Source organism: Ruegeria sp. HKCCD8929, assembly GCF_013031405.1.
In the GTDB taxonomy this organism is placed as follows: Bacteria; Pseudomonadota; Alphaproteobacteria; order Rhodobacterales; family Rhodobacteraceae; genus Ruegeria.
On record NZ_WPZY01000022.1, the window covers coordinates 1 to 26,946 of the forward strand.

At 58.9% G+C, this 26,946-nt stretch carries 21 protein-coding genes; 16 read left to right on the forward strand and 5 right to left on the reverse strand.

All coding sequences use genetic code 11. The features are described from left to right. Positions 1 to 30 precede the first annotated feature (30 nt). A complete protein-coding gene (locus tag GOX53_RS22220; RefSeq protein ID WP_171180293.1) occupies positions 31 to 351 on the reverse strand; it encodes a hypothetical protein in 321 nt (106 codons plus the stop codon). A gap of 367 nt (positions 352 to 718) precedes the next feature. Further along, a complete protein-coding gene (locus GOX53_RS22225) occupies positions 719 to 1,162 on the reverse strand; it encodes a hypothetical protein (protein WP_217351881.1) in 444 nt (147 codons plus the stop codon). Positions 1,163 to 1,383: 221 nt separating this feature from the next. On the opposite strand from GOX53_RS22225, the gene GOX53_RS22230 reads away from it, so the two are divergent. The 4 genes from GOX53_RS22230 to GOX53_RS22245 all read left to right on the forward strand — a co-directional run bounded on the left by GOX53_RS22230 (position 1,384) and on the right by GOX53_RS22245 (position 6,627). After that, positions 1,384 to 1,884, forward strand: a complete 501-nt coding sequence (locus GOX53_RS22230) for an RNA polymerase sigma factor (RefSeq protein ID WP_254446698.1) — start codon at positions 1,384 to 1,386, stop codon at positions 1,882 to 1,884. Next, on the forward strand, positions 1,881 to 2,654 hold the full coding sequence (locus GOX53_RS22235; protein WP_171180297.1) for an anti-sigma factor: 774 nt from the start codon (positions 1,881 to 1,883) through the stop codon (positions 2,652 to 2,654). Before GOX53_RS22230 ends, GOX53_RS22235 begins: the two co-directional genes overlap by 4 nt. 259 nt (positions 2,655 to 2,913) lie before the next feature. Next, positions 2,914 to 5,148, forward strand: coding sequence for a calcium-binding protein (locus tag GOX53_RS22240; protein WP_171180300.1), 2,235 nt, complete (start codon positions 2,914 to 2,916; stop codon positions 5,146 to 5,148). Positions 5,149 to 5,400: 252 nt separating this feature from the next. After that, a complete protein-coding gene (locus tag GOX53_RS22245) occupies positions 5,401 to 6,627 on the forward strand; it encodes a serine hydrolase (RefSeq protein ID WP_171180302.1) in 1,227 nt (408 codons plus the stop codon). Between the two features lie 159 nt (positions 6,628 to 6,786). On the opposite strand, the gene GOX53_RS22250 is transcribed toward GOX53_RS22245, so the two are convergent. Continuing rightward, positions 6,787 to 7,332: a pyridoxamine 5'-phosphate oxidase family protein gene (locus GOX53_RS22250; RefSeq protein WP_371810394.1), complete on the reverse strand. Its 546-nt coding sequence runs from the start codon at positions 7,330 to 7,332 to the stop codon at positions 6,787 to 6,789. A gap of 101 nt (positions 7,333 to 7,433) precedes the next feature. Then, on the reverse strand, positions 7,434 to 7,700 hold the full coding sequence (locus tag GOX53_RS22255; RefSeq protein ID WP_171180304.1) for a DUF1127 domain-containing protein: 267 nt from the start codon (positions 7,698 to 7,700) through the stop codon (positions 7,434 to 7,436). A 104-nt stretch (positions 7,701 to 7,804) separates the two neighbouring features. Here GOX53_RS22255 and GOX53_RS22260 point away from each other — a divergent pair, with 104 nt between their 5' ends. Next, the gene (locus GOX53_RS22260) at positions 7,805 to 8,599 is read left to right on the forward strand and encodes a helix-turn-helix domain-containing protein (RefSeq protein ID WP_217351882.1); all 795 of its coding nucleotides are present in this window, start codon (positions 7,805 to 7,807) and stop codon (positions 8,597 to 8,599) included. Positions 8,600 to 8,740: 141 nt separating this feature from the next. Here the strand turns inward: GOX53_RS22260 and GOX53_RS22265 are convergent, their stop codons facing one another. Further along, positions 8,741 to 9,514 carry a FadR/GntR family transcriptional regulator gene (locus tag GOX53_RS22265; RefSeq protein WP_171180306.1) on the reverse strand — a complete coding sequence of 258 codons (774 nt, stop codon included), beginning with the start codon at positions 9,512 to 9,514 and terminating at the stop codon, positions 8,741 to 8,743. Positions 9,515 to 9,846: 332 nt separating this feature from the next. Here GOX53_RS22265 and GOX53_RS22270 point away from each other — a divergent pair, with 332 nt between their 5' ends. The 11 genes from GOX53_RS22270 to GOX53_RS22320 all read left to right on the forward strand — a co-directional run bounded on the left by GOX53_RS22270 (position 9,847) and on the right by GOX53_RS22320 (position 26,728). Beyond that, positions 9,847 to 10,899 (forward strand): TRAP transporter substrate-binding protein, encoded by a 1,053-nt coding sequence (locus GOX53_RS22270; protein WP_171180308.1) that lies wholly within the window; start codon positions 9,847 to 9,849, stop codon positions 10,897 to 10,899. Between the two features lie 130 nt (positions 10,900 to 11,029). Continuing rightward, on the forward strand, positions 11,030 to 13,096 hold the full coding sequence (locus GOX53_RS22275; protein ID WP_171180310.1) for a TRAP transporter large permease subunit: 2,067 nt from the start codon (positions 11,030 to 11,032) through the stop codon (positions 13,094 to 13,096). Between the two features lie 13 nt (positions 13,097 to 13,109). Further along, positions 13,110 to 14,792 carry a D-lactate dehydrogenase gene (gene dld / locus GOX53_RS22280; RefSeq protein ID WP_171180312.1) on the forward strand — a complete coding sequence of 561 codons (1,683 nt, stop codon included), beginning with the start codon at positions 13,110 to 13,112 and terminating at the stop codon, positions 14,790 to 14,792. 249 nt (positions 14,793 to 15,041) lie between these two features. Continuing rightward, positions 15,042 to 15,626, forward strand: coding sequence for an ANTAR domain-containing response regulator (locus GOX53_RS22285; RefSeq protein ID WP_171180314.1), 585 nt, complete (start codon positions 15,042 to 15,044; stop codon positions 15,624 to 15,626). Then, positions 15,623 to 16,792 (forward strand): ABC transporter substrate-binding protein, encoded by a 1,170-nt coding sequence (locus GOX53_RS22290; RefSeq protein WP_171180316.1) that lies wholly within the window; start codon positions 15,623 to 15,625, stop codon positions 16,790 to 16,792. The genes GOX53_RS22285 and GOX53_RS22290 overlap by 4 nt, the downstream gene beginning before the upstream one ends. A gap of 295 nt (positions 16,793 to 17,087) precedes the next feature. Further along, complete coding sequence (locus tag GOX53_RS22295; RefSeq protein ID WP_171180318.1) at positions 17,088 to 18,455, forward strand: CmpA/NrtA family ABC transporter substrate-binding protein; 1,368 nt, start codon at positions 17,088 to 17,090, stop codon at positions 18,453 to 18,455. Between the two features lie 76 nt (positions 18,456 to 18,531). Continuing rightward, positions 18,532 to 19,614, forward strand: coding sequence for an ABC transporter permease (locus GOX53_RS22300; RefSeq protein WP_171180320.1), 1,083 nt, complete (start codon positions 18,532 to 18,534; stop codon positions 19,612 to 19,614). A 5-nt stretch (positions 19,615 to 19,619) separates the two neighbouring features. Further along, on the forward strand, positions 19,620 to 21,299 hold the full coding sequence (locus tag GOX53_RS22305; RefSeq protein WP_171180323.1) for an ABC transporter ATP-binding protein: 1,680 nt from the start codon (positions 19,620 to 19,622) through the stop codon (positions 21,297 to 21,299). A 4-nt stretch (positions 21,300 to 21,303) separates the two neighbouring features. Next, entirely contained in the window at positions 21,304 to 23,739 is a 2,436-nt protein-coding gene (gene nirB / locus GOX53_RS22310; protein WP_171180325.1) for a nitrite reductase large subunit NirB, read from the forward strand. Further along, on the forward strand, positions 23,736 to 24,068 hold the full coding sequence (gene nirD / locus GOX53_RS22315) for a nitrite reductase small subunit NirD (RefSeq protein ID WP_171180327.1): 333 nt from the start codon (positions 23,736 to 23,738) through the stop codon (positions 24,066 to 24,068). The genes nirB and nirD overlap by 4 nt, the downstream gene beginning before the upstream one ends. Further along, positions 24,068 to 26,728 carry a nitrate reductase gene (locus GOX53_RS22320; RefSeq protein ID WP_171180329.1) on the forward strand — a complete coding sequence of 887 codons (2,661 nt, stop codon included), beginning with the start codon at positions 24,068 to 24,070 and terminating at the stop codon, positions 26,726 to 26,728. Before nirD ends, GOX53_RS22320 begins: the two co-directional genes overlap by 1 nt. Positions 26,729 to 26,946: the final 218 nt, after the last annotated feature.

A 26,946-nucleotide genomic window follows, 5' to 3' on the forward strand; every position in this document is an offset into this window, starting at 1 on the left:
GTCCGCCATCGCACTCGCAGCAACCGTCATCTACTGGTTATGAATCCTGACCCTAAATAGGATGGCGGTATAGGCGCGGTCCATCGTCTTGTGAACGTTTGACAGGTACGTCTTGTATTCTTTCTCGTTCAGGATCATCTGCCCTTTCGGGCCGTTCACGACATAAACCTTGGCCTTGGGATCAGGCACCCAAACCTCGGTTCCCTTTTTCAATGCAGATCCCTTCTTGAGCAGCGGCAGGACCTTTCGGTTCTGCGGGTGTTTCAGAACCGCATTGGGGTCTTTGATCTTGTACTGCTTGACGATGGATTGAAGCGTATCGCCCTGATTGGCTTTGTGTTTAATCCACATGGATAATCCTCGTTAATGCAAAGCTCAGCGGTCGAAACCCGCCAGATGTAAAGTGGATTGCTGGAATGATCTCGCGTGTATCGAAGCGCGTGATAGGCGCCTCTGAGACGAGCATGGATTTGCTTCCTGGAACGAATGGTCCTTGGGAGATGTTCAGCTAAAGAAAAACGGCGCGGCTACGGATTTCTCTGCAGCCGCGCGCCACTCGTTACGGTACAAAAAGGGTGGGCCAGCGCGGCGTCAGTAACCGTTGGACTCATAGGAACCGCCCGGCGCATCAGAGTATCCGCCACCATAGTCGCAGGCGCCGAGTGCCAGAACGCTGAGTAAAATTGCAAAAATCCGTGTCATGTTCAGTTCTCCTCATTCAGCCGCGTGCGGCGTCCCAGACGTTACCCACTCCATCGCCGGTCGCGTCACCTCGTGCGGAGTCACCCTGCCAGAAATAGAGCGGCCGGCCGTTCAGCGTCCATTGAAGGGTTCCGTCCCCGCGATTGATAACTCCCAGGGCACCACTGGGTTTCGCAGAGGCTGACGCCGTGAACGGCGGCCATGCCTTGGCGCAGTCGTTGTAGCAGTTCGATTTGTTCCTGGCGTCCCTGCGGAACGTATAAAGGGTCATTCCAGTCTTCGCAGACGCAAGAACCTTCCCGATATCAGAATTCACTGACACCAGCGTTTGGGTTGACGCGACGGTTCCGATAGCGGTGCAGATGGCAATTGCAACAATCAATGTACGGTTCATGGTTAAATCGTCCTTTTCAAAATGCGGGTCGAATTGCGGAGCTTGCGGCCCGTGCTGCTCAACCATTACGCCCCGGCCACCGTGCTTATTCCCGATCACAAAAAATTTTTGGAATTTTTTCGCTGGGCCAAGCGTATGCTCCTTGAACAAAGGCGAAGGAGTGCGTGATGCCTGTGGCGTCGACGTGCCAACTGAACAACCAAGCAAGTTGCATTCTGGCGCCCGGCGCTGCACTAAGGACGCAGACTGCTCGAATTCAATGCATGGATATTCGAGAGGACCGCGCCTTGTCCGACCTGAAGCGCGAACTGATCGTGCTCTTGCCACGACTGAGACGATTTGCACGATCGCTGACCCGTTCGGTGCCCGAAGCAGACGATCTGGTTCAGGAGGCGTGCTTGCGCGCCATCAGCCGCGCGGATCAATGGGACCCCGCCCAGCCCCTTGATCGCTGGATGTTCCGGGTCACCCGGAATCTCTGGATCAGCGAGATGCGCAAACGGACGGTGCGGCTGGGTCAGGGTCATGTGCCCGCTGACGAAACGCCGGAACTGGTCACGAATGAGACGGGAGAGGCGATTGTTGCGGCAACAGAGCTGCACCGCCACATCGATGCGTTGCCCGAGGAACTGTCCACCGTTCTTCTGACCGTTTCAGTGGAAGGGTACAGCTATGCAGAAGCGGCAGAGTTGCTGAGAATTCCAATCGGCACCGTCATGAGCCGGGTTCACAGGGCCAGGAAAACCCTGGCCAAACGGATGGCAGATTCCGCAGGAGCAAGCACGTGACCGGATATTCTGACAAACTCAGCGCGTTCCTGGATGGCGAACTGCCGGACGTTGAAATGCAGGTGATTGAGGGCGCTCTTGCCAAGGATCCTACGCTTCAGGCCGAACTCGAGGCGCTGATGGCGGCCGATGCGATGGCGAAGGAACAGTTCGCCGAGATACTGCACGAACCGGTCCCGCTTGAATTGGCCGCAGCCATTCAGAATGCGCCCACTGAAAGCCCGGCAAATACACCGCGGTCGCCATCGGGGTTCAAAATGCTCACTGCGGTGGCGGCAGTGATCGCCTTGGCGATAGGTGGCGCTGCCGGCTATTTCACCGGGCGTACACAAGGTCAGCAGGTGGCGTCGGCGCCCGGCTGGTTGACCGACATTGCCGATTATCACGGGGTCTACGCTGCCCAAAGTCGGCATCTGGTTGAGGTGCCTGCGAATGAGGCGGATCATATCCAGACTTGGCTCACAAAATCCGTGGGCGTTGACGTTCGCATTCCGGATCTCTCCGCAGAGGGGCTGACATTCCAAGGAGCGCGGTTGCTGGTGGCCGTGGGTAAGCCGGTTGCGCAGCTGATGTATACCGATGCTGACATGAGCGTTGTCGCCATTTGCCAGATACAGTCAGGTACGCCTCGCGACGGGTTCGAGAAGCTGACCATAAACGCATTCGACATGGTGACCTGGGGCTCCCAAAACTCCAACTTCGTTGTTGTCGGAGACGAAAACCGCGGCGATCTGGTTGAGATCGCTCAACTGGCTGCCTCTCAGACCTAGTCGAAGTCCGGAGCGGCCAGACCCGGATCTTCGGTGCGCCACATGCAAAAATTTTCCGAAACGAGAATAATCGACGAGGCACGGGCGTAGTCCCGTTCATGAGCGCCGCAGACTGCGGTTCAAAATTGCGCAGGCGTTCATGAGAAGAGGGGCGGCATCATGACCGGACCACTTTGTCCGTGCGGAGAAACGTTCGCGTGAACGCCTCGGCGCTGATTTCAGCGAAGCAATTTTTAGATGTTTGTAAGGAGTAAAGATCATGGCCTTTTTCAATTTCATTACTCGTATCGGCAATACATTCTTCGGCACCCGACGCGACGACATCATTGAAGGAAACAACGACGATAACAGGATTTTCGGGCTGCGTGGCGACGACCGGATCGATGGCGCGGGCGGCGATGACACGGTGTTCGGCGGGTTCGGCGATGACCGCGTCGAAGGCGGCAGTGGCGAAGACAGACTGTTCGGTGGCTTTGGCGATGACCTCGTGTTTGGCGGAGATGACGACGACAAGCTTTGGGGCGGCTTCGGCAATGACACCCTGATCGGTGACAAAGGCAGCGACAAGGTGTTCGGCGGGTTCGGTGACGATCTGATGATCTGGAACAATGGCGACGGATCGGACCTGATGGAAGGCGGCTTTGGCCAAGACACCGTTCAGGTCAATGGCGCAGTGGATGACGGCGACGACTTCCGCATTTCGGCCAATGGCCAGCGGGTCGAATTCGCCCGCGAAAACCTGATCCCGTTTCAGCTGGATATCGGGTCTGTCGAAACCCTCGACGTCAATGCTGGCGGCGGTGACGACGTGATCGATGCCACCGGGCTTGCCGCCGAACTCATCAAGCTCGACCTCGACGGTGGCGACGGCAACGATACGGTCATCGGTGGCAATGGCGAGGATCATCTGCGTGGCGGTGCCGGCAACGATGTTGTCGTCGGCGGCAAAGGCAACGACACGATGTTGGGCGAGGACGGCAACGACTTGCTGGTCTGGAACAATGGCGACGGGTCGGACCTGATGGAAGGCGGCGATGGCAACGACACGGTGCAGGTTAACGGCGCCGTCGATGACGGCGACGAATTCCGCATCTCGGCCAATGGCGACCGGGTGGCATTCGCCCGTGAAAACCTGATCCCATTCCAGCTCGACATCGGCACCACCGAAAACCTCGACATCAATGCAGGTGGCGGCGACGACGTGATCGATGCCACCGGGCTTGCGGCCGATCTGATCTCACTCGATCTCGACGGAGGCGACGGCAATGACGAGATCATCGGTGGCGACGGCGTCGACGTGCTGCGCGGCGGTGACGGCGACGACACAATAACCGGCGGCAAGGGCAACGACATCTTCTTGGGCGAAGATGGCGATGACCTGATGATCTGGAACAACGGCGACGGGTCCGACCTGATGGAAGGCGGCGCCGGCGAGGATACCGTGCAGGTCAATGGCTCCGATGACGACGGCGACCTGTTCGTGATCTCGCCAAATGGCGCCCGCGTCAGGTTCGAACGTGACAACCTGATCCAGTTCCAGCTCGACATCGGCACCACGGAAAATCTCGATGTCAACGGCGGGGGCGGCGATGACGTGATTGTGGCAAGCGAAGGGATTGCCGGGCTGATCAACCTTGATCTCGACGGCGGCGACGGCAACGACCTCGTGATCGGCGGCGACGGCGAGGACGTGGTATGCGGCGGCGCGGGCAATGACACGCTGATCGGCGGCAAGGGGAACGATGCGAAGTTCGGCGACGACGGCAACGACCTACTGATCTGGAACAACGGCGACGGCTCGGACCTGATGGAAGGCGGCGATGGCAACGACACGGTGCAGGTCAATGGCGCCAATGGCGACGGCGACAACTTCCGTATTACCGCCGATGGCGATCGCGTGGAATTTGCACGTGAAAACCTGATCCCGTTCCAGCTTGACATCGGAACGACGGAGAACCTCGATGTCAACGGCCAGGATGGTAATGATGTGATCGACGCCAGCGGGCTTGCCGCCGGTCTGATCAATCTCGATCTTGACGGCGGCGCGGGGAACGATTTGTTGCTCGGCGGCGATGGCGCAGACGTGCTGCGCGGTGGCGCGGACAACGACATCATGAATGGCGGCGCGGGGAACGATATCTTGCTGGGCGACGACGGCAACGACGCCATGTTCGGGGGCGCCGGAGACGACATCATGCTCGGCGGTGCCGGCGATGATGCTCTCAAAGGTGGTGAAGGTGACGACGTTCTGAATGGCGGCGCCGGTGCCGACACCTTCCTGTTCGCTCCGGGCGAAGGAACCGACACAATCGGTGATTTCGAGGACGGGATCGACCTGATCGGACTGGACGGCGGCTTGGCGTTTGCCGACCTGACAATCGCGGATGACGGCGGTGACACCGTGATCTCGATCACCGCCACCAACGAGGATCTGGTACGGCTCGAGAACGTTCAGGCCGCCGATATCGGCGTGGACGACTTCGTCATCGCCTGAGCATCATGACCAAAACGACCGGGCGAAGCGTCTGCGCTTCGCCCGTTTTTTGTGTCATCAAACCGCCCTCGATGGTGCAGTCCACTCCCCTTGTCGGTCCAAAAAGCACCGTCCACCGGCCCGACCAGATCTCTCGTATGCCCAGTTTAGCCACGGGTGCGGGCAATGCGCCCTAAACCATGGTTGTAGCCTTGATAGGCCGTCACCGTGACATCAGATTGGAGGAGACACCGACCCCACGTCGCCAGGCAGATGGAGGCACAGATCGCTAAGCGCCGAGTCTTTGCGTGGATTTCCGGCCTGCTTGCCATTCTGGCCAGCGCCACTGTTTATCTGTCCATGACCGGCGAGAGCGGCCTTGCACAACAGTCTTTGCCCACACGACCTCACGAAGTCACTCGACTGGATGCGAAAAGAGCCGAAGGTTTAGGCTGGCGATCAGATGGGCTGGACGCTGTGTTCGGTTTTGTCACCACGCTCAGTACCGACAGTTTTGTGATCGTGACAAATGGCGAGGTGGTTGGCGCGTACGGCGACCTCAGAAAGCAGTATTCGACCCACTCGATGCGCAAATCGTTCCTCAGCGCCCTCGTGGGCATGCATCTTGTCCCAGGTGCAGGACAGGTCAATCTGAATGCCACGCTGGAGGAGCTGGGCATCGATGATGCGCCGGAACCGCTTATTGCGAAACAAAAACAGGCAACGGTGCGCCACTTGCTCAAGAGCGTGTCCGGCATCAGTCATCCCACCGCAGCCTCTGGGTCGCTGCAGGACGACATCGACAGACGGCTGGGCAACCGGGAAAACGAGCCCGGTACCATCTGGGCATACAACAATTGGGACTACAATGCTTTGACGACAATCTTCGAAATGCGCACAGGTCTTGGGATCGCCGAGGCATTCCATCAGGGAATTGCTGTGCCGTCCGAGATGGAGGATTTCGACGTTAGGGATGTGTCCTATGTCGCCGACGCCAGCCTCTCTATGCACAAAGCCGCAGCGTTTCGCATGTCAGCCCGTGATCTTGTCAGGTTCGGTCAGATCTATCTCAACAACGGCCGGATCGGCGATCGGCAGATTGTACCGAGTGAGTGGATCAACCGCATTACAGAGGATTTTATCCAGACGGGTATGGATGGCCTGAGATGGGGGCACGGCTACCTCTGGTGGATACCAAGCCCTGACACCGGACTGCCGGAAGGCACGTTTTGGAGTTGGGGCCTTGGAAATCAGGCGCTTTTCGTTGTGCCCGAATGGAATACTCTGATCGTCCACCAGTCCGACACGACTGAATTTCTGAAGCGTTTCGTCCCGATGATCGAACAAGATGGCATGGAGGGGGAAGCCGCGGTCGAGCACCTCATTCTTTCTTGCCTTGAGCCCGACAATCGCGACAGCGCGTATTGCACCGAACATCGCTTCACCACACGGCGTGAGTTCGACAAGTTGAACTCCCTCATCGTCAAAGCTCGAAACTAACGCGCCACGTTTGCTGCTGAGAGGCTTCCGAGCCTCAGTGGCAATACCGGTAGCGCGGCACGAAACGGCCATTCCTAAGCAGGTTATGAACGACCGCATTGTTCTACGGTGCCGAAGTCAGGTGACCGCAATACCGGCACAATGGAAGCGATCCGCCGCCTACTGGTCTTCAAAAATGCCAGTGGGTTTACCGTCGATCGTCTCGACATTTTTGCGCTCCCAATAGTCTTTGACACCATCTGGCCCTAACCCGTCATAATAAGGTTCCAATTCCACCTCGCCTCGGGACTTCTTGAACTCCATGATGGGCACTCCTGAACCACATGACGTCTGAACCAGATCGATGGTCAGGTCGAACACCTGCCGGCTGCCACCCAGCTTGGGAAAGTCGGTGATCAAGGCCTCCCAGTCTGCGTCGCGCGGATGGTGAACCCGGGCTTGCCCGTAAACGCGCAAGATCAAAGGGTTCCCCTCGAAAGCGCAGAACATGAGTGTCATGCGACCTGTGGCCCGAACATGCGCCGCGGTCTCATTGCCGCTGCCAGACAGATTGAGCCAGAGGATCCGGTGGTCATCCTTGATCCTGAGTGTGTCCATTCCCTTCGGCGAGACATTCACACGGCCGTCTCGATCCGCCGTCGCAACAAAAAACAACGGTTGCGCTTCGATAAAGCGTCGAAACGTGCGATTGAGCTTCTTTCCCATTGCCATGTCAGTCGTCCTCTTGCGTTTTGCGGATGAATGATGCGGCAACCTAAGGTCCGGTAGGGAACCCGAAGTGGCCGCATACGTTCAAGCGGGTTTGATCACCAGTTGGCAGACCGCGACCGACGGATGTCAATCAGTTCCAGTGCACCGCCCGACGGCAACTGCATGCGGGTCGCGTCTGGGACGTCATGCTCGGTCAACCCGATATCACGAAGGTATCTGTCGGACAGTTTGCTCAGGCGTGCCTTGGCTTTCCGGCGCTCGATGACCTTTTGCGCTGCAATGTTGGCGGCATCGATCAGTTCGGCAATCACGGCGGCCACTGATTTGTGGCTCAGCGGGGCGGTATGAGAGGTATATGTCATTGGGTGTCTCCTCGAGTACATGTGCGTGTTTTTGATGCAACCAACGTCGCATGGCCTCGCGGATACCGGGCAGTGTAGAAAGTGAACCACCCCTGATACAGAAAGTGTACTGGCCGGAATTCAGGGATCAGGATTATACTCCAGCGTGCGGTCCACCGTTAACGCAGGAGGCCTGGATCATGACGACCAAACCCTATGGCCTGTATTGTCCCACGTCGAAAGCCTGTGAGATCCTTCTGCCGCGCTGGACGATCCAGATTCTGGGCGAGCTTTGGGGCGGTTCGACCCGGTTCAACGAAATCAAACGCGGACTGCCCGGGATTTCACCCACTTTGCTGACGAAGCGGCTCAAGGAAATGCAGGAGAACGGCCTGCTGGAGCGGGTGGAAGATCGGGCAACCGGGTCCATCGACTATATCAGAACGGACAAGGCTGCCGAGTTGGATGAAGTTCTGACCATTCTCGCCAAATGGGCACAACGCCACATCAAGGCGGAAATTGCACTCGAAGACCGGGATGCCGATTTGCTGATGTGGAACGTGCGGCGTCAGGTGGATGTTGATGAACTGCCGCCCAAACGCAACGTGATGCGTTTCAACTTCTCAGATGCGACGTCGCCAGCATCAACCTATTGGCTCATCACGAAACCCGGTGAAACGGTGGAACTATGCGCAAGCGATCCGGGCTTTGATATTGATCTTTACGTTGAAACGGAAGTCACCATCATGACCGGGTTTTATCTCGGCCGCAGGTCGTTTGAACGGGATCTCGAAGACGGGCGAATATTCATGAGTGGCGATCCGAGGCTCATCAAAAACTTTAGGCGATGGTTCAGGTTCAGCATGCATTCCCACGCGGATGACATTGCTCTGGTTGATGATCACGCAGGTCTGGGTTGATACCCGATACGGGATCACAATCGTCTTCTCTTCGCCGCTGTCGGCAACCAGACTGATCGTGGTCTGCGTGAAAACCGACACCGCGACGTGTCCAGCAAGGCTGTGCGGACGCGGGTCGGTTGGTGGCAGATCTGATTTAGCCTAAGCTGAAAACTGACGCCGTTTGGCGGCGCGGATTTCCCGCGCCTGTTGTTCCTGACCGGTGCGGAAGGACGTTTCAACAAAGTCCATGTGATGCCGCGCTGCGGCCTCGGCCCGGTCGGGATCGCCGTCCAGGATCGCCTGCGCAATGTCCTTGTGCTGCTGCAACAGTGCCTCGCCGGTGCCGTCCATCGTGCGCAGGAACCTGCGGTTATAGAACACCCCCTGGCGGGTCAGGTCATAGATCGACGCCATCATGTGGATCAGGGTCGTGTTCTGGCTGGCATCCACAACGGCTGCATGAAGACGAAAATCCGCCTCTTGGCTGGCGTCGATGTCATCCTCTTCCCACGCCTTCTGCATGTCCGCGATTGTCTCGGCAATGCGTTCCCTGTCGGATTGGGTCGCCCGTTGCGCGGCCAGCCGACTGGCAAAGGCCTCTTGCTCGCGCCGGTACTCAAGATAGTCGTAAAACGCGCCACCATGCCGGGAGTATAATGACAGCAGTGCTGGCGACATGGCGCGACCGGTCAGCGGCGCGATGAATGTCCCCTCGCCATGGCGCACGGATACAAGGCCGCGCTGTTCCAGCTTTTGAAGCGCCTCGCGCAGCTTGGGGCGGGATACCTCCATGGCCTCGGCAAGATCGCGTTCAGAGGGCAGTTTGCGGCCTTCCTTGAGGATGCCATCGACAATCATCGTCTCGATCTGATCGACCACGGCATCGGCGACTGATTCGTGGCCTACGGGATCAAAAGGGCTGTTGTTGCTCATGTTCGGAACCGCGCGATCCGGAAAACCGGAAGTTTCTAGTTGTTCTTAAAATTTACCACTGGTGGATCACATTGCAAGAGGAAATACCCAAAACTACGGATACATGAGACTTCATTATCCAACTGTAAATAAACAAAAAGCTGAAAACCCTCGTCCAGGATGACCAAATTTCGCGAAATACCGGCATCAATCATCTCTATGCTTGAGTGCGGCCAGTGGTAAATAAAATTATTGACGAGACGTAGAGGTAAACATAATTTACCATCCATGCCGCTCAAGCGGTGAGACCGGCAGCTGAAGCAAAGGCTGACCTGCACTTTGGAGGAGAAATTATGAAGACTACCCTGACCTCGCTCGCCGTTGCGGCCTCGCTGCTGGCTGCACCGGCAGTTCAGGCGGCAGACAAGATGCTGCTGAAGACGCCGATCGCGTTTTCGACCGCCCTGCCCGGCCTCGGCTCGCCGATCCCGCGGGTGGCCGAGCAGCTGGACCTGATGTCCGGCGGAACGCTGAAGATGAAGGTTTACGAGCCGGGCAAACTGGTTCCGCCGTTCGAAATCCTGGACGCCGTATCCTCGGGCAAGATCAACTCGGGCTACACCACCGCTGGCTACTGGGCCGGCAAGATCCCCGCCGCACCGCTGTTCTCGGCCGTGCCCTTCGGCCCCGAAGCAGGCGAATACATGGCGTGGCTCTATTACGGCAACGGCCTGAGCCTGTATCAGGAGATGTATGACCAGGCTGGGTTCAACGTCCACGTTATCCCCTGCGCCATCATCGCCCCCGAAACCTCGGGCTGGTTCGCGAGCGAAATCAACAACCCCGAAGACCTGAACGGCCTCAAGATGCGGTTCTTTGGCCTTGGCGGTGAAGTTATGCAGAAACTGGGCGTGGCCACCTCGCTGCTGCCAGGCGGTGAGATCTTCCCCGCGCTGGAAAAGGGCGCCATTGACGCGACCGAGTTCTCGATGCCTGCTATCGATGCACGTCTGGGCTTCCACAAGCTGGTCAAGTTCAACTACTTCCCCGGCTGGCACCAGCAGGCCACCGTGTTTGAGCTGATGGTCAATAAGGACGTCTGGAACGAAGCCAGCGATCAGCATAAGGCGATCATCGAAAATGCTTGCAAAGCGTCGATGGCCGACAGCTTTGCCGAAGGAGAAGCGATCCAGCACGCGGCCCTGATCGACAACGTTGAAAACAACGGCGTTCAGATCAAACAGTGGAATGACGAGATGCTGGCCACCTTCCGCGCAACCTGGGAAGAGGTCGCCGCCGAGCAGGCCGCCAATGACGAGTTCTTCAACAAGGTCCTGACGGATATGAACGAATTCCGCGAAGGCTATGCCGTGTGGAAGGAAAACGCGTTCCTCCCCCGCAAGTGATTTAACCACTTGCGTCCGATTGGGGGCGGTCTCGATCCGCCCCCAAAACATTCCCCTTCTGATTTTCGTCATTTTCTGAACTGACCGGGCGCATTCACGTCCCCAACGCCTAATTCTCGAGGAGGAGACCATGGCCGAGACACAGCGGACTAAAGACGACCCGATCGAAGTCTATGAAAGCATCCTTGAACATGGTGAACCCGACCGCCAGAAACTGGCTGTCGCCATCGACAACGGCGTCAAGGGTATCGGTCATGTAGTCATGTGGGCCAACCTGCTGTTGGTTGCGGCCATCGTTTCGCAGGTGGCGCTGCGCTACCTGCTGAATCAGAACTATCCCAAGCTCGATGAGATCCAGTGGCATTTCTACGGGCTGGTGACGATGGTCGGCATCTCTTACGCGCTGGTCACGGACAGCCATGTGCGGGTCGACCTGCTGCACATGCAACTCAGCCAGCGCGCCCGGCGGATTATCGAGGTCATCGGTATCTTCGCCCTGCTGGTGCCGTTCATCTATCTGATGGTCGATCAGGGATACGACTATTTCTATGAAAGCTCGCGTGTGAACGAGTCCTCCGACAGCCCTACGGGCCTGCCCGCGCGTTGGGCGTTGAAGGGCGTGATCCCGGCCAGCTTCATTCTGCTGGCTCTGGCGGCGACGGCGAGGTTGATCCACGACGTCCATGCCTTGTTCGCCAATCTGGAAGAAGAGCGTCAGGGCAAGGGCCTGCGCCTCATTTTCTGGGCCTTGCTGGGTTTCGCGGTGGTTGCTGTTGCGCTGACCTTCCTCGTCGAGACAACCGAGGAAAAGCTGGTCATCGCCATGTTCCTGACCTTCATCGCTCTCTTGTTCACCGGTTTCCCCGTGGCCTGGACGCTGGCCGGGGTCGGGGTGGCCTATTGCGGTCTCGCCTACCTGTTCGACAACGGCATGATGAACTGGACCGGGCTTGAGGAAACGCTGACCGGTCTGGACTATCTGACATTGGGCGCCGTGGTGAACCGCGTCTACGCCACCATGTCGAACGCGGTTCTTGTGGCGCTGCCGATGTTCATCTTCATGGGGCTGATGCTGGACGAATCTGGTGTGGCCGAGCGTCTCATGTCCTCGATGCAGCGCCTGTTCGGCACGGTGCGCGGCGGACTTGCCATCACCGTCACCATGATCGGCATCATCCTGGCCGCGTCGACCGGCATCATCGGTGCCTCGGTGGTGCTGCTGGGCGTGCTGTCGCTACCTTCGATGATGGAGCAGAAATACAACCCCTCGCTGGCCGCGGGCGTGGTGTCGGCCAGCGGAACACTGGGCATCCTGATCCCGCCTTCAATCATGCTGGTCATCATGGCCGACCAGATGGCGCTGTCCGTCGGTGACCTGTTCATGGCAGCAGTCTTTCCCGGTGTGATCATCGGGGCCCTGTACCTGACCTATATCTTCGTGATCGCGCTGATCAAACGCGATGTGGCCCCGGTGCCCGAGGGTGCCACCCGCCCCGACTGGGCCGCGGTCAAAGACGTGCTGATCGCCGTTCTGCCGACGCTGGGCCTGATCCTCGCTGTGCTGGGGTCGATCTTTGCGGGGCTGACCACACCAACCGAAGCCTCAGGCGTGGGCGCATTGGGCGCGACGCTGCTGGCGCTCGGCTACCGCAAGCTGACGCTGGCCAAGCTGGTGAACGTGCTCAAGTCGACCTTCAACACCACCGCCTACATCTTTGCGATCTTTCTGGGCGCGACAGTGTTCTCGTATGTGCTGCGGGAACTGGGCGGCGACGCGCTGATCGAAGAGATGATCCAGGGTACCGGCCTTGGTCCGAACGGCACCGTGTTCATGATCCTGTTCATCGTGTTCCTGCTGGGCTTCGTTCTGGACTGGATCGAGATCACACTGATCGTGCTGCCCCTGATGCGCCCCATCGTGAACGGGCTTGGCCTGGATATCGATGGGTTCGGTGTCATCGACGAACCGGCGCTGGTGTGGTTCGTGATCCTTGTGGCGGTGACGCTGCAGACCTCGTTCCTGACACCACCGGTTGGTTTCGCGCTGTTCTACCTCAAAGGCGTCTGTCCGCCCGAGATCAAGCTGACCGACATTTACAAGGGAATCATCCCCTTCGTGATCCTGCAGCTGACCGGCCTGTTCTTCGTCTTCCTGTGGCCGCAGCTGGCAACATGGTTGCCCTCGGTCGCATATTAGGGAGGATTCCGGGATGACCGATGCCGAGCTGATCAAGCGCTTTCAGGCCATTTGCGGGCGGCGGCACGTGCTGACCGGCGCCCGCCGCACCCGCCGCTTTCGCCGGGGCTTTCGGTCGGGCGAGGGTGAGGCGCTGGCCGTGGTGCAGCCCGCCACATTGCTGGAACAGTGGAAGGTGCTCGAGGCCTGCGTCGCCGCCGACAAGATCGTCATCATGCAGGCGGCCAATACCGGCCTGACCGAAGGCTCTACACCCAAGGGGGTCTATGACCGCGACGTGGTGCTGATCAACACCCGCCGCATGGACCAGCTGCAGCTTATCAACGAGGGCAAACAGGTCATCAGCTTTCCCGGCTCGACCCTGTTTGCGCTGGAAAAGCTGCTGGACCCCATCGGCAGGCAGCCCCATTCAGTGATCGGATCGTCCTGCATCGGGGCCTCGGTCATCGGTGGCGTGTGCAACAACTCGGGCGGCTCGCTGGTCGAGCGCGGCCCGTCCTATACCGAACTCTCGCTTCATGCCCGCATCACGCAGGATGGTGCGCTGGAACTGGTCAACCATCTGGGAATCCGTCTGGGGGCCAAGCCCGAAGAAATCCTGACCCGCCTGCAACAGGGCGATTTCCGGCCCGAAGATATCGAGACCGACAACCGCAAGGCCTCGGATACCGATTATGCCCGCCGCGTGCGCAATGTGGATGCGGACACGCCGGCCCGCTTCAACGCGGACAAATCGCGGCTCTATGAGGCATCGGGTTGTGCCGGCAAGCTCGCGGTCTTTGCCGTGCGTCTGGACACCTATCCCAAAAACGAAAGCGAGCGCACCTTCTATGTCGGTGCGCAGGACACCGTCGCCCTGACCGCTTTGCGCCGCCGTATCCTGTCGGAATTTCGGACCCTGCCGGTCAGCGCCGAGTACATGCATGAAGAGGTCTTCGACATCTCCGACCGCTACGGCAAGGACACAATTGTGATGATCGACAAACTGGGCACCGACCGGTTGCCCACGTTTTTCGCCCTCAAGGGCGCGGTGGATGCCCGGCTTGAGGGCGTGCCGGGTCTTGCGAACTTCACCGACCGGTTCATGCAATTCGCCATGCGGTTCTGGCCTGACGTTCTGCCCCGCCGGATGCGGGCCTTCCGCGACCAGTTCCCACACCACCTGATCCTGAAAATGCGCGACGGCGGGATCGACGAAGCCCGCGTCCTGCTGTCCGACATGACCGCGGGTGACCAGTTGGATTTCTTCGAATGCGACCCGCGCGAGGCCAAGATCGCCGGGCTGCACAGATTTGCGGCCGCAGGTGCAGCCGTTCGCTACATGAAAGTCCACGCGCATGAGGTGGAAGACATCATCGCGCTCGACATTGCACTACGCCGCAACGACACGGACTGGTTCGAGAATCTGCCCGCAGAGATATCGGGCCAACTGGTCAGCAGGCTCTACTATGGCCACTTCATGTGCCATGTGCTTCATCAGGACTACATCGTGAAAAAGGGTTCCAACCCCAAGGCGCTCAAGGCCGCAATGCTGAAAATCCTGGACCACCGCGGCGCCGAATACCCGGCAGAGCACAACGTCGGCCATCTGTACCCGGCCAAACCCGACCTAGCCGCATTCTACAAGGCCGTGGACCCTACAAACAGCATGAACCCAGGGCTTGGTATGATGTCGCGTAACAAGAACTATACGTGACCCACAAAGCCGGTTAATTGGCGTAATGTGACTGCGACAAGCACTGTTTCTGCTATCAACAGTGCCTTGTCATCTGGTCGACAACCCACTCACCGGTCCAATCGCTGAAACTCGTCTGCATCGCATTCTGCGTTGTTTTTCAGCAGATCCAAACATTCTGCTGACAGGTTGGGCGCGACGCGTATGTTTTCGTCATTGCTGGAGTGGATGGCATTGTCACCGCCATAGCAATTGCCCAGCCCAAGGGGCATGAACCGCAATTTGACAGTCGTAGTTGTTGAACAAAACCGGGATCGTGCTGTCGCGATTGTCGATGCGCTAAATGAGTCAGAGAACGTCGATGTGTATGTGATCGGCAACGCCTCGGGGCTCGCACGTAAGATTGCCATGCACAGCCCCGATATTGTGCTGATCGATATCGATAATCCGTCGCGCGACATGCTTGAAGAGCTGACAATTGCGTCTGGCCCAATGGAGCGTCCAGTGGCAATGTTCGTGTCCGGCGCTGCAGGGGGGCTTGCCAAAGCCGCCGTTGAGGCCGGAGTGTCCGCATATGTTGTCGACGGCCTGCAAGCCGAGAGGATCAAGCCGGTCATAGATACCGCGATTGCCAGGTTTCAGGTCCTGCGCCAGATGAGGACCGAACTTGCCGAGACCCGCCGCGCATTGGAAGAGCGCAAGGTGATTGATCGGGCAAAGGGTCTTCTGATGAAGGCCAAAGGCATTCAAGAAGACGAAGCTTACGCTCTGCTGCGCAAGACCGCAATGAACCAGAACCGCCGCGTTGCCGATGTGGCTGAGGCGCTGGTGACGGCATCCGGGCTGCTGTCATGAGAACGGTCTCTCTTCCCGTCGCATACATGCCGCTGGTCGACGCGGCCCCTTTGATCGTTGCGCGCGAGATGGGATTTGATCATGCCGAAGGTGTGTCGCTGGATCTGCGCCCGGCGCCGTCCTGGTCGTCACTGCGGGACATGTTTACCTTTGGGCATGTCGATGCCGCGCATCTGTTATCCCCGATCCCGGTTGCGACCAGATTGGGTCTGGGCGGCATCGCAACCCCTCTGTCGGCCGTTTCGGTGCTGTCGCTGAATGGCAACGTCATCGGAGTTGGGCGCGGGCTGGAAAAGCTGCTTCGCGCGCAGGGATACCCGTTTGATTTTCGTGACGCGACAGCCGCTGGAGCAGCACTCGCTCGGGTCGCAGATGGCCCGCTGGTCTTTGGTGTGCCGTTTCCGTTTTCAATGCATGTCGAGCTTCTGCGGTATTGGGTGGAAGGAACTGAATTGGCATCGAAGCAGGTTGAGATTCGAACAGTTCCGCCGCCGTTGATGGCCCGGGCTCTTGCGGCGGGCGAGATTGACGCTTTTTGTGTTGGAGAGCCTTGGGGATCTGTTTCGGTCGATGAACAGGCCGGTGCGTTGCTGCTGCCCGGGCGCGCGATATGGTCCTGTGCCCCCGAAAAGGTGCTGGCAGTCAGGTCGGAATGGGCTGATACCGAGCCGCATCTGCTGGGCAGCCTCATGCGCGCCGTTTGGCGGGCAGGTCGGTGGCTGTCGAGCACGGGGAGCAAGACAACCGCCGCCGAAATGCTGGCGCGCAAATCCTATCTGAACGTATCCCCGGAACTGATTGACCGCGCGTTGTCGGGCACATTTGCGATCTCCTCCCGGGGTGAGCAGCGTAGTGTTGACCGATTTGTTGAATTCCATGAGGGCGCGGCCACATTCCCCTGGCGCAGTCAGGCAAAGTGGATTGCGCGCCGCCTGGCGGAAAGAAATGGCCTGGACGCCGTGGATGCCGAGCGTCGGGCCGCGGGGGTTTTCCGCAGCGACCTGTACCGGCGTGAGCTGCAAGGCGCAGGGGCGGAATTGCCAGGCGCTTCGGCAAAGCTGGAAGGCGCGAATCCTCACGCGGACGCTGTTGCATCGGCCCAAGGCGGCCTGATCCTGCCGCCAAACATGTTTTTTGACCGTCGAATTTTTGAGCCATCTGAATAGCTTTGCACATTCTTTTTGCACTGCAGCGTAAAAGAATGCTGCATCGCAGAAAAAATCGGCTGCCAAGATCTGTTTCGGGGTGACGGAACACTTCGTTGATGGCTTAATCCAACCATCGGCAGGCAACGACGCCCACCGAAGGAATTCGCCCAACGCAATGGGCAACAATCAAGAGCAAAGCCGCTCGACCAACCGCCTTGTCCTCCCGGCGGTTCGTGTCGGCGGCTTTTTTGTTTGCCCAGGCCGCATCTGGGCTGTCACCCGTCCCTCATGGGCCGGACCGAAAGGGACCGAGATGAAAAGACTTCTTCTGAGCCTTGCAGCAACCACCGCGCTCGCCTCACCCGCAATGGCCGAAATGCTAGAGCTGGAAAAAGACGAGTTGACCTTCGGCTTCATCAAACTGACCGACATGGCACCGCTGGCCGTCGCCTATGAGCAGGGGTACTTTCTGGACGAAGGTCTCTTTGTCACGCTTGAGGCGCAGGCCAACTGGAAGGTCTTGCTGGATGGTGTGATCGACGGGCAGCTGGACGGAGCGCATATGCTGGCAGGTCAGCCGCTTGCCGCGACCATTGGGTACGGGACCGAGGCACATATCGTCACACCGTTTTCGATGGACCTGAACGGCAACGGTATCACAGTGTCCAACGAAATCTGGGAAGAGATGAAACCGAACATCCCGGTGATGGAGGATGGCCGCCCGCAGCATCCGATCAGCGCTGAGGCTCTGGCCCCGGTGGTTGACAAGTACAAATCCGAAGGCAAGCCCTTCAACATGGGCATGGTCTTCCCGGTTTCCACCCATAATTACGAACTGCGCTATTGGCTGGCCGCGGGTGGTCTGCATCCGGGGTTCTACAGCCCCGACAACGTGACGGGCCAGATCGGCGCGGATGTGTTTCTGTCGGTGACCCCACCGCCGCAGATGCCCGCCACTTTGGAGGCCGATACGATCTATGGCTACTGCGTGGGTGAGCCGTGGAACCAGCAGGCGGTGTTCAAGGGTATCGGCGTTCCGGTGATCACCGACTATGAGCTGTGGAAAAACAACCCCGAAAAGGTCTTTGGCATCACTGCAGAATTTGCCGAGGAATATCCGAACACCACTCTGGCCGTAACCAAGGCGCTGATCCGCGCGGCGATGTGGCTGGATGAGAACGACAACGCCAATCGTCCCGAGGCGGTCGAGATCCTCAGCCGCCCAGAATATGTGGGCGCGGATTACGACGTCATTGCCAACTCAATGACCGGCACCTTTGAATACGAGAAGGGCGACAAGCGCGAAGTCCCGGATTTCAACGTGTTCTTTCGCTACAACGCGACCTATCCGTTCTACTCGGACGCTGTCTGGTACCTGACCCAGATGCGCCGCTGGGGCCAGATCGCGGAAGCCAAGCCTGACAGCTGGTATGATGAGGTGGCCAAGTCGGTCTACAAGCCCGAGATCTATCTGGACGCCGCACGCATGCTGGTCGATGAAGGTCTGGCGGATGAGGCTGACTTCCCCTGGGACAGCGACGGCTACAAGGCCCCGACCCAGCCCGAGGACATCATTGACGGCATCGCCTATGACGGCAGCACCCCCAACGCCTATCTCGAAAGCCTGTCCATAGGTTTGAAGGGCGATCAGAAAATCGTCGGTTCGGACGTACAAGGCTAACCCCCCTCGCAATGCCGCGCCCGGCCATCGCCGGGCGTGCGCCCCAAAGTGCCCCGCCGGCGCAAGGACACATCAGATGACAACGGTCGATCCCGATTTCAACGCAGACGCCGCCCGAGAGCAGCGTCGCGCCCGCCTTTTCACCCGCATCAACGCCGCCGACAAATGGTTTCAGGTTCTGGGCCTCAGCTGGGTCACGCCTGTTCTGAAGGCCGCCGCCGGTGAAAACCCGCGCGCCCAGGTGACCGAAATCTGGCGTCTGCTGGGTGTGCCTCTTCTATCGATCTGTGCGTTCTTGCTGTTCTGGGCAACACTGGCGCCCAAGGTGCAAACCTCGCTTGGTGCAGTGCCCGGACCCGCTCAGGTCTGGGAAGAAATGGTCAGTCTGAACGCGGATGCGCAGGCTAAGGCCGCCAAACGTGCCAAGTTCGAGGCAATGGTCGCACAGCGCAACCAGAAGTTCATCAACGCAGGCCAGCCCGAAAAGGTGAAAGACGTCGCCTTTACCGGCGCACCTTCTTATTATCAGCAAATCTGGACCTCGATCAAAACCGTCTTTTTTGGATTTCTGATCGCAACGGTTGTTGCCGTACCGCTAGGAATTGCAGCGGGTCTGTCACCGACTGCAAATGCTGCGTTGAACCCACTGATCCAGATCTTCAAACCGGTCTCACCGCTAGCGTGGCTGCCGATCGTCACCATGATCGTCTCGGCGGTCTACGTCACCAATGACGGATGGTTTGCCAAGTCCTTCCTAATCTCGGCCATCACGGTGACACTGTGTTCGCTGTGGCCGACACTGATCAACACCGCTCTGGGTGTGGCGTCAATCGACAAAGATCTGGTCAACGTGTCCAAGGTATTGAAAATGAACACCTATACCAAGATCACCAAGCTGGTGATGCCCTCGGCCCTGCCTCTGATCTTCACTGGTTTACGCTTGTCACTGGGTGTTGGCTGGATGGTCCTGATCGCTGCAGAAATGTTGGCGCAGAATCCTGGTCTGGGCAAATTCGTCTGGGATGAGTTCCAGAACGGTTCGTCCAGCTCTCTGGCCAAGATCATGGTTGCAGTCTTCACCATCGGCATCATCGGCTTCCTGCTGGACCGAGTAATGTACGCGCTGCAATCCCTCTTCACCTTCACGAACAACCGGTAAGCGCGATGAGCATACTGAGCTTCAAAAATGCCTCAAAATCCTTTGGCGAGGGCACCACCCGCACGGATGTGCTGAAAGGCATCGATCTGGACGTGCAGGAGGGTGAGTTTCTGGTGATCCTCGGCTTTTCGGGCACCGGCAAAACCACCCTGATCAACCTGATGGCAGGGTTGGATACTCCGACCAGCGGGGAGGTCACGTTCAAAGGTGCCCCGATCAAAGGGCCGGGGCCGGAACGTGCGGTGATCTTCCAGAACTACTCGCTAATGCCGTGGCTGACGGTCAGCGGCAATGTGGGTCTGGCGGTTGATACAGTCTTCCCCGGCCTCAGCAAGGCCGAGAAGGCCGAAAAGGTCGCGCACTACGTCAAGATGGTGGGCCTCAGCCACGCCGCAACACGCCGCCCGGCGGAACTGTCCGGCGGCATGCGCCAGAGGGTCAACGTCGCGCGCGCCCTGTCGATGAACCCTGAGGTCTTGTTGCTGGATGAGCCTTTGTCGGCGCTCGACGCACTGACCCGCGCCAATCTGGCTGATGAGATCGAACATATCTGGGAAGCCGACAAGAAGACCTGCGTGCTGATCACAAACGATGTGGATGAAGCGATCATTTTGGCTGACCGCATCATCGCCCTGAATCCAGATGGCACATTAGGACAAGAGTTCCGTGTCTCAATCCCGCGTCCACGCGACCGGGGCGCGATGAACAATGATGAAACTTTCAAACGCCTGCGCGCAGACATCACCAAGTATCTGATGGATGTAGGGATCGAAGCCAAGGTCGAAGGCTCGCGCCTGTTGCCCGATGTTACTCCGATCCACGGTGTGCCAACAGCCGTCGCGGATGCGCAGAAGGGGATGATCGAGAACCGCTTCCTCGATTTCTCGCAATTGCACAAGGTCTACCCGACGCCCAAAGGCCCGCTGACCGTGGTCGAGGATTTCGATCTGAAGATCGACAAGGGTGAATTCATCTCGCTGATCGGTCACTCGGGCTGTGGCAAATCCACGGTTCTAACCATGGCGGCGGGGCTGAATGAGATCTCGAAAGGCGCGATCAAACTGGATGGCCGCCATGTCGAAGGGGCCGATCCCGAGCGTGCCGTGGTGTTCCAGTCGCCCAACCTGTTCCCTTGGCTCAGTGCCAAAGAGAACGTCGCCATCGGCGTCGATAAGGTCTATCCCAAGGCCAACATCGCCGAGCGGCAGGATGTCGTTGAATACTATCTGGAACGCGTTGGTCTGGCCGATGCCATGGACAAATCCGCCTCGGACCTGTCGAACGGCATGAAACAGCGCGTCGGCATCGCGCGCGCCTTTGCTTTGTCCCCCAAACTGTTGCTGCTCGATGAGCCCTTCGGGATGCTCGACAGCCTTACGCGCTGGGAATTGCAGGAAGTGCTGATGGAGGTCTGGTCCCGCACTAAGGTCACCGCGATCTGCGTGACCCATGATGTGGACGAGGCGATCCTGCTGGCCGACCGCGTGGTGATGATGACCAACGGCCCGCAGGCGACCATCGGCAAGATCACCAAGGTCGACCTGCCACGCCCACGGACTCGCAAGGCACTGTTGGAGCACCCGGATTATTACGCCTACCGGCAGGAAGTCCTCGATTTCCTCGAAGAATACGAACACGGCGCCAAGCCAAAAACACCCGCCCCCAAGGCGATTGCAGCGGAGTGAAACCATGAAGCAAAGACTTGTTGTCATAGGCGCAGGCATGGCCTCGGGCCGGGTGCTGGAACACCTGACCGACACCGCGCCCGACGCGTTCGACATCACCCTGTTCAACGCCGAGCCACGCGGGAACTACAACCGCATCATGCTCAGCCCGGTACTGTCGGGTGAGAAGACGTATGAAGAGATCGTCACTCATGATGAGAATTGGTATGCCGAACGGGGCATAACTTGCCGCTTTGGCGAGCATGTGGTGAATATCGACCCAGAGATGAAGGTAGTCGAGGGCGAGAAGGGGCACGTCCCCTATGACAAGCTGGTGATCGCAACCGGTTCCGCCCCTTTCATCATTCCAGTTCCCGGCAAAGACCTGCAGGGTGTGATCACTTATCGGGATATGGACGACACCAACGCGATGATTGACGCGGCTGATGAAGGCGGCAATGCGGTCGTGATCGGCGGCGGTTTGTTGGGTTTGGAGGCGGCAGCCGGACTGACCGAACGCGGCATGAATGTAACCGTGGTGCACCTGATGGGGCACTTGATGGAAAGGCAGTTGGACGAGGCCGCTGGGTATTTGCTGCGCAAAGATCTAGAAAAGCGCGGGATCACCGTTCTGACACAGGCGTCGACCAAAGCGATTCTCGGCGAGGACCTGGCCGAGGCCGTTCTTCTGGAAAGCGGCGACGTATTGCCCTCCGATCTGGTGGTGATGGCAGTTGGCATCCGGCCCGAAACGCGCCTGGCAACCGATGCCGGGCTGGATGTGGCACGCGGCATCGAGGTGAACGCGCAGTTGCAATCCTCGGACCCGGACATCTACGCGGTTGGCGAGTGTGTCGAGTTCGACGGGCATCTCTTCGGCCTTGTTGCACCGCTTTATGATCAGGCGAAGGTTCTGGCCCAAAGCCTGTTGGGAGAAGCGGACGCCTTTGTTGTCAGAGAATTGGCGACCAAGCTGAAAGTCACCGGTTGCGATCTGTTCAGCGCTGGCGATTTTGCCGATGGCCCGGGCCGCGAGGACATTGTCTTCCGCGACCCCTCGCGCGGAGTCTACAAACGGCTTGTGATTGAGGAGGACCGTCTGGTTGGCGCTGTCATGTATGGCGACACCGCCGACGGCAACTGGTTCTTCGGCCTGATCAAGGACGGCACCAGCATCGAAGAGATGCGAGAAACGCTGATCTTCGGACCCGCCTATCAGGGGGGCGACATCGCGGACCCTCTCTCAGCCGTTGCAGCATTGCCGCCTGAGGCGGAGATTTGCGGCTGCAACGGCGTATGCAAAGGTGACATTGTCGAGGCGATCAACGCAGGCGCCAATGATCTGGGCACGGTGCGTGCAAGCACCAAAGCCAGCGCGTCCTGCGGGACGTGCACGGGGCTGGTCGAACAGGTGTTGCAGGTCACTCTGGGCGATGAGTTCCAAATGCCAACGGCGCAACCGATCTGTGGATGCACCGACCTGACCCACGAAGACGTGAGGCGTCTGATCAAGGGGCAGGAACTGAAAAGTCAGGTCGCGGTCTGGCAGGAGTTGGGTTGGACAACGCCCAACGGCTGCCATGTCTGCCGCCCGGCGATCAATTATTACCTGCTGGCGGATTGGCCGCTGGATTATCAGGACGACCCGCAAAGCCGCTTCGTCAATGAACGCAAACACGCCAACATCCAAAAGGACGGCACGTTCAGCGTCGTGCCGCGCATGTGGGGCGGGATCACCAACCCTGCCGAATTGCGCGCCATTGCCGACGCGGCGGACAAATACAATGTGCCAACCGTTAAGGTGACAGGTGGCCAGCGCATCGACCTTCTGGGGGTAAAGGGTGAAGATTTGCCCGCGATCTGGTCAGACCTGAACGAGGCCGGCCTGGTCTCCGGCCATGCCTACTCGAAGGGTCTGCGCACCGTGAAAACCTGCGTCGGCACCGATCACTGCCGGTTTGGGACACAGGACAGCACCGGCCTCGGTATCAAGCTAGAGAAAATCCTGTGGGGCTCCTGGACTCCGCACAAACTGAAACTGGCTGTGTCGGGCTGCCCGCGCAACTGCGCCGAGGCGACCTGCAAGGATATCGGCGTGGTTTGCGTCGACAGCGGCTATCAGATCAGCATCGGCGGTGCCGCCGGTATGGACGTGAAAGAGACCGAACTGCTGTGTCAGGTGCCCACCGAGGATGAAGCCATCGAGGTCGTGATGGCGGTCACGCAAGCGTATCGCGAAGGCGGCAAGTATCTGGACCGGCTTTATAAATGGCTGGGCAAGGTCGGCATGGACTGGGTGAAAGCTCAGGTCGTCGATGATCTTGAAAACCGCGCCGCCCTGGTCGCCCGGTTCGAGTTGTCGCAAAGCATCTACCGCAAGGACCCCTGGGCCGAACACGTCAAAGAAAAAGCGCAGACCTACGCGCCGATTGCAGATTTTACCTTGGAGGCCGCGGAATGAGTTGGATCGACATCGGACATATCGACGAAGTGCCTCTGCGCGGGGCGCGGCTGGTGAAAACGCATATCGGCTGCATCGCCGTCTTTCGCACCGCCGAGACCGAAGTGTATGCGGCGACCAATAGCTGCCCTCACAAAGGCGGCCCCCTGTCCGAAGGCATCGTCCATGGCCAGTCGGTAACCTGCCCGCTGCACAACTGGGTTTTCGACTTGAACACAGGCGAGGCACAAGGCGCTGACAATGGCCGGATCACCACCTACCCCGTTCGCCTCGAAGACGGGCGCATCCTGCTGGACGACAGTGCGGTTGCCCGGCGGAGTGCAGCCTGATGGACGGCACCGGCCTGCCCGAGGTCCGCTCGACCTGCGCCTATTGCGGCGTCGGCTGCGGGGTCCTGCTGCGCCCGGACGGGGTTGGAGGGCTGGCGGTGCGGGGTGACCCGGACCACCCGGCCAACTACGGGCGTTTGTGCTCCAAAGGTATGGCCTTGGGCGAAACAGTGGGCCTGGAGCATCGCTTGCTGACCCCGCGCGTATTAGGCCAGGACTCAAACTGGGACGATGCGTTGCAGCTGGTGGCCGATCGGTTTTCGGACGCGATTGCCAAGCACGGCCCTGACAGCGTGGCATTCTACGTCTCGGGCCAGTTGCTGACCGAGGATTACTACGTCGCCAACAAGCTGATGAAGGGATTCATAGGATCCGCGAATATCGACACCAACTCTCGGCTGTGCATGGCCTCGACGGTGGCGGGACACAAACGAGCGTTTGGAACCGATACAGTGCCAGGCACCTATGAGGATCTGGATCAGGCGGATCTTGTTGTTTTGGTCGGATCGAATTTGGCTTGGTGCCATCCGGTCCTCTATCAGCGCGTATTGGCGGCGCGACAATCCCGAGGAACCAGGATTGTGGTGATCGATCCGCGTCGCACCGCTAGCTGTGATCAGGCGGACCTCCATCTGGCCTTGAAGCCGGGAAGCGATGTCGCCCTCTTCAACCAGTTAATGACCAGAATTCACGAGGGCGGGCATGTCTCGCCGGAATTTCTGGCCCGGACCGTCGGAGTCCAGGATGCGCTCGCCGCGGCTCAGCAAGATAGTACAGCGGTCACGAGCCTGGCCGCCGACGAGATCGAAGCGTTCTGCGATCTTTGGATCAAGACCGACCGAGTGGTCACGATCTTCAGTCAGGGTGTGAACCAATCCTCCAGCGGGACGGATAAGGTCAATGCAATCCTCAATTGCCATCTGGCAACCGGCCGGATCGGCCGCGAGGGGACGGGGCCGTTTTCTGTGACAGGTCAACCCAACGCGATGGGCGGCCGTGAAGTGGGTGGGTTGGCCAATATGCTGGCCTGCCATCTGGACATCGGAAACGCAGATCATCGCGATGCCGTGCGGCAGTTCTGGAAAGCACCGGCGATGGCTGAGCGCCCCGGACTTAAGGCCGTCGATCTGTTCCGCGCGGTGGACAACGGACAGATCAAAGCTCTGTGGATCATTCACACCAACCCGGCGGTCACCATGCCCAATGCCAACAAGGTTGCAAAAGCCATCGCAGCATGCCCGTTCACGGTCGTCAGCGACCTTACCGAGAAAACAGATACAGCGCGTTTGGCGGATGTTCTACTACCCGCTGCTGGATGGGCAGAAAAAAGCGGCACTGTCACGAATTCCGACCGCACCATCAGCCGGCAGCGTGCGGTCTTACCTCCGCCGGGACAAGCGCGGCCCGATTGGGACATTCTGGCTGAGGTGGGAAGACGTATGGGGTGGACCTCAGCTTTTGACTACCAGTCTCCTGCCGAGATCTTTCGTGAATTTGCAGCACTTTCGTCGGTTGCGAGCAGGTTCGAAAAGGACTTCGATATTTCCGGGTTGGCGGACATTAGCGATGCCAACTACGCGGAATTGGAGCCCGTAAAGTGGCCGGTTCGCAAACACCGCAGCGGCGGGAGGTTTTTCAGCGACGGGCGTTTCTTCCATCCTGACGGCAAAGCGCGGTTTGTGCCGGTACGTCACAGGCCACCTGTGACAAAGACCGATCCGAAGTATCCCTTTTGCCTGAACACCGGTCGCATCCGGGATCAATGGCACACGATGACCCGCAGTGGATTGTCGCCCCGCCTGTCGGCACACCTTGCCGAACCATTTTTGGACATTCACCCCGAAGATGCCGAACGCCTTGGCCTGTCCCCAGCGGACCTTGTCGAGGTGGAAAGCTCGGTAGGTCGCTCGATATTTCGGGCGCGCATGACGGATACCGTAACACCGGGTCAGGTCTTTGCGCCGATTCACTGGACCGGAGAGACGGCACCGTCGGCACGCGTTGATGTGCTGGTTCCCAGCGTGACCGACCCAGTTTCCGGGCAGCCGGAAAGTAAGGCCGTCGCGGTTTCCGTCCGCCGCATGAAAGCCGCCTGGTACGGTTTTGCCATTTCAACCGCACCGATATCGCCGCCTGTAGAATACGTGGCAACGGCCAGAACTCAGAAGGGATATCGAACGGAACTGGCCGGATACACTCCCGTTAAGGACTGGGAGGAAACGGCACGCGGCTGGTTTGGGTTGCCGGACGCCGCGGTCATCGCAACAGCCGATCCGGCACGGGGGGCCTATCGCCTTGCCTTGGTAAAAGGGGACCGGCTGAAAGCGGCACTGTTCATAGCGCCGAAACCGATAGCGTTGATGCGTGACTACGTTTCGACTCGGCTCGAGACTGCACCTGAACAGGTTTTGACGGGTCGCGCCCCTCCGACGTTGGAAGATCCCGGGCCGGTAATTTGCTCGTGTTTTGGGGTTGGGCTGAACACGATCGTTCGCGCGATCGAAACGAAACGGGCGGTCAGCGTGGAGGAGATTGGGGCGGTGCTTCAGGCCGGATCAAACTGCGGCTCCTGCCGTCCCGAAATCGCCGAACTGCTCACGGATCACTCTGCCTACGGGAGTCGTACATCACAGCGTGAGTTACAATGCGACACCATGTAGAGTGCTCAAAATACATGTTCGCAAAAGTATACCCTATCGCGTAGTTCTCCCCTGATCGCCCAGTTGTCCAACCACCAAAACTAGGTGTCTGAAATTGCAATGAGCGTCAGGAACATCCCGCGTCTCGATTGTGGAAACCCGAGGCGAAGAATTGTCGGTTAGGATCGACCCCGATCTGAACAGCTTTGGCCGATCCCTCCGGGAAAATCTCCGCTTAG

Coding starts and splice junctions, on each gene's coding strand:
- nirB (WP_171180325.1), top strand. CDS start 21,304: ATGAAGCAAAGACTTGTTGTCATAGGCGCAGGCATGGCCTCGGGCCGG.
- dld (WP_171180312.1), top strand. CDS start 13,110: ATGACCGATGCCGAGCTGATCAAGCGCTTTCAGGCCATTTGCGGGCGG.
- GOX53_RS22265 (WP_171180306.1), bottom strand. CDS start 9,514: ATGAGCAACAACAGCCCTTTTGATCCCGTAGGCCACGAATCAGTCGCC.
- nirD (WP_171180327.1), top strand. CDS start 23,736: ATGAGTTGGATCGACATCGGACATATCGACGAAGTGCCTCTGCGCGGG.
- GOX53_RS22220 (WP_171180293.1), bottom strand. CDS start 351: ATGTGGATTAAACACAAAGCCAATCAGGGCGATACGCTTCAATCCATC.
- GOX53_RS22285 (WP_171180314.1), top strand. CDS start 15,042: ATGAACCGCAATTTGACAGTCGTAGTTGTTGAACAAAACCGGGATCGT.
- GOX53_RS22225 (WP_217351881.1), bottom strand. CDS start 1,162: ATGGTTGAGCAGCACGGGCCGCAAGCTCCGCAATTCGACCCGCATTTT.
- GOX53_RS22245 (WP_171180302.1), top strand. CDS start 5,401: ATGGAGGCACAGATCGCTAAGCGCCGAGTCTTTGCGTGGATTTCCGGC.
- GOX53_RS22320 (WP_171180329.1), top strand. CDS start 24,068: ATGGACGGCACCGGCCTGCCCGAGGTCCGCTCGACCTGCGCCTATTGC.
- GOX53_RS22255 (WP_171180304.1), bottom strand. CDS start 7,700: ATGACATATACCTCTCATACCGCCCCGCTGAGCCACAAATCAGTGGCC.
- GOX53_RS22275 (WP_171180310.1), top strand. CDS start 11,030: ATGGCCGAGACACAGCGGACTAAAGACGACCCGATCGAAGTCTATGAA.
- GOX53_RS22250 (WP_371810394.1), bottom strand. CDS start 7,332: ATGGGAAAGAAGCTCAATCGCACGTTTCGACGCTTTATCGAAGCGCAA.
- GOX53_RS22300 (WP_171180320.1), top strand. CDS start 18,532: ATGACAACGGTCGATCCCGATTTCAACGCAGACGCCGCCCGAGAGCAG.
- GOX53_RS22270 (WP_171180308.1), top strand. CDS start 9,847: ATGAAGACTACCCTGACCTCGCTCGCCGTTGCGGCCTCGCTGCTGGCT.
- GOX53_RS22290 (WP_171180316.1), top strand. CDS start 15,623: ATGAGAACGGTCTCTCTTCCCGTCGCATACATGCCGCTGGTCGACGCG.
- GOX53_RS22305 (WP_171180323.1), top strand. CDS start 19,620: ATGAGCATACTGAGCTTCAAAAATGCCTCAAAATCCTTTGGCGAGGGC.
- GOX53_RS22240 (WP_171180300.1), top strand. CDS start 2,914: ATGGCCTTTTTCAATTTCATTACTCGTATCGGCAATACATTCTTCGGC.
- GOX53_RS22295 (WP_171180318.1), top strand. CDS start 17,088: ATGAAAAGACTTCTTCTGAGCCTTGCAGCAACCACCGCGCTCGCCTCA.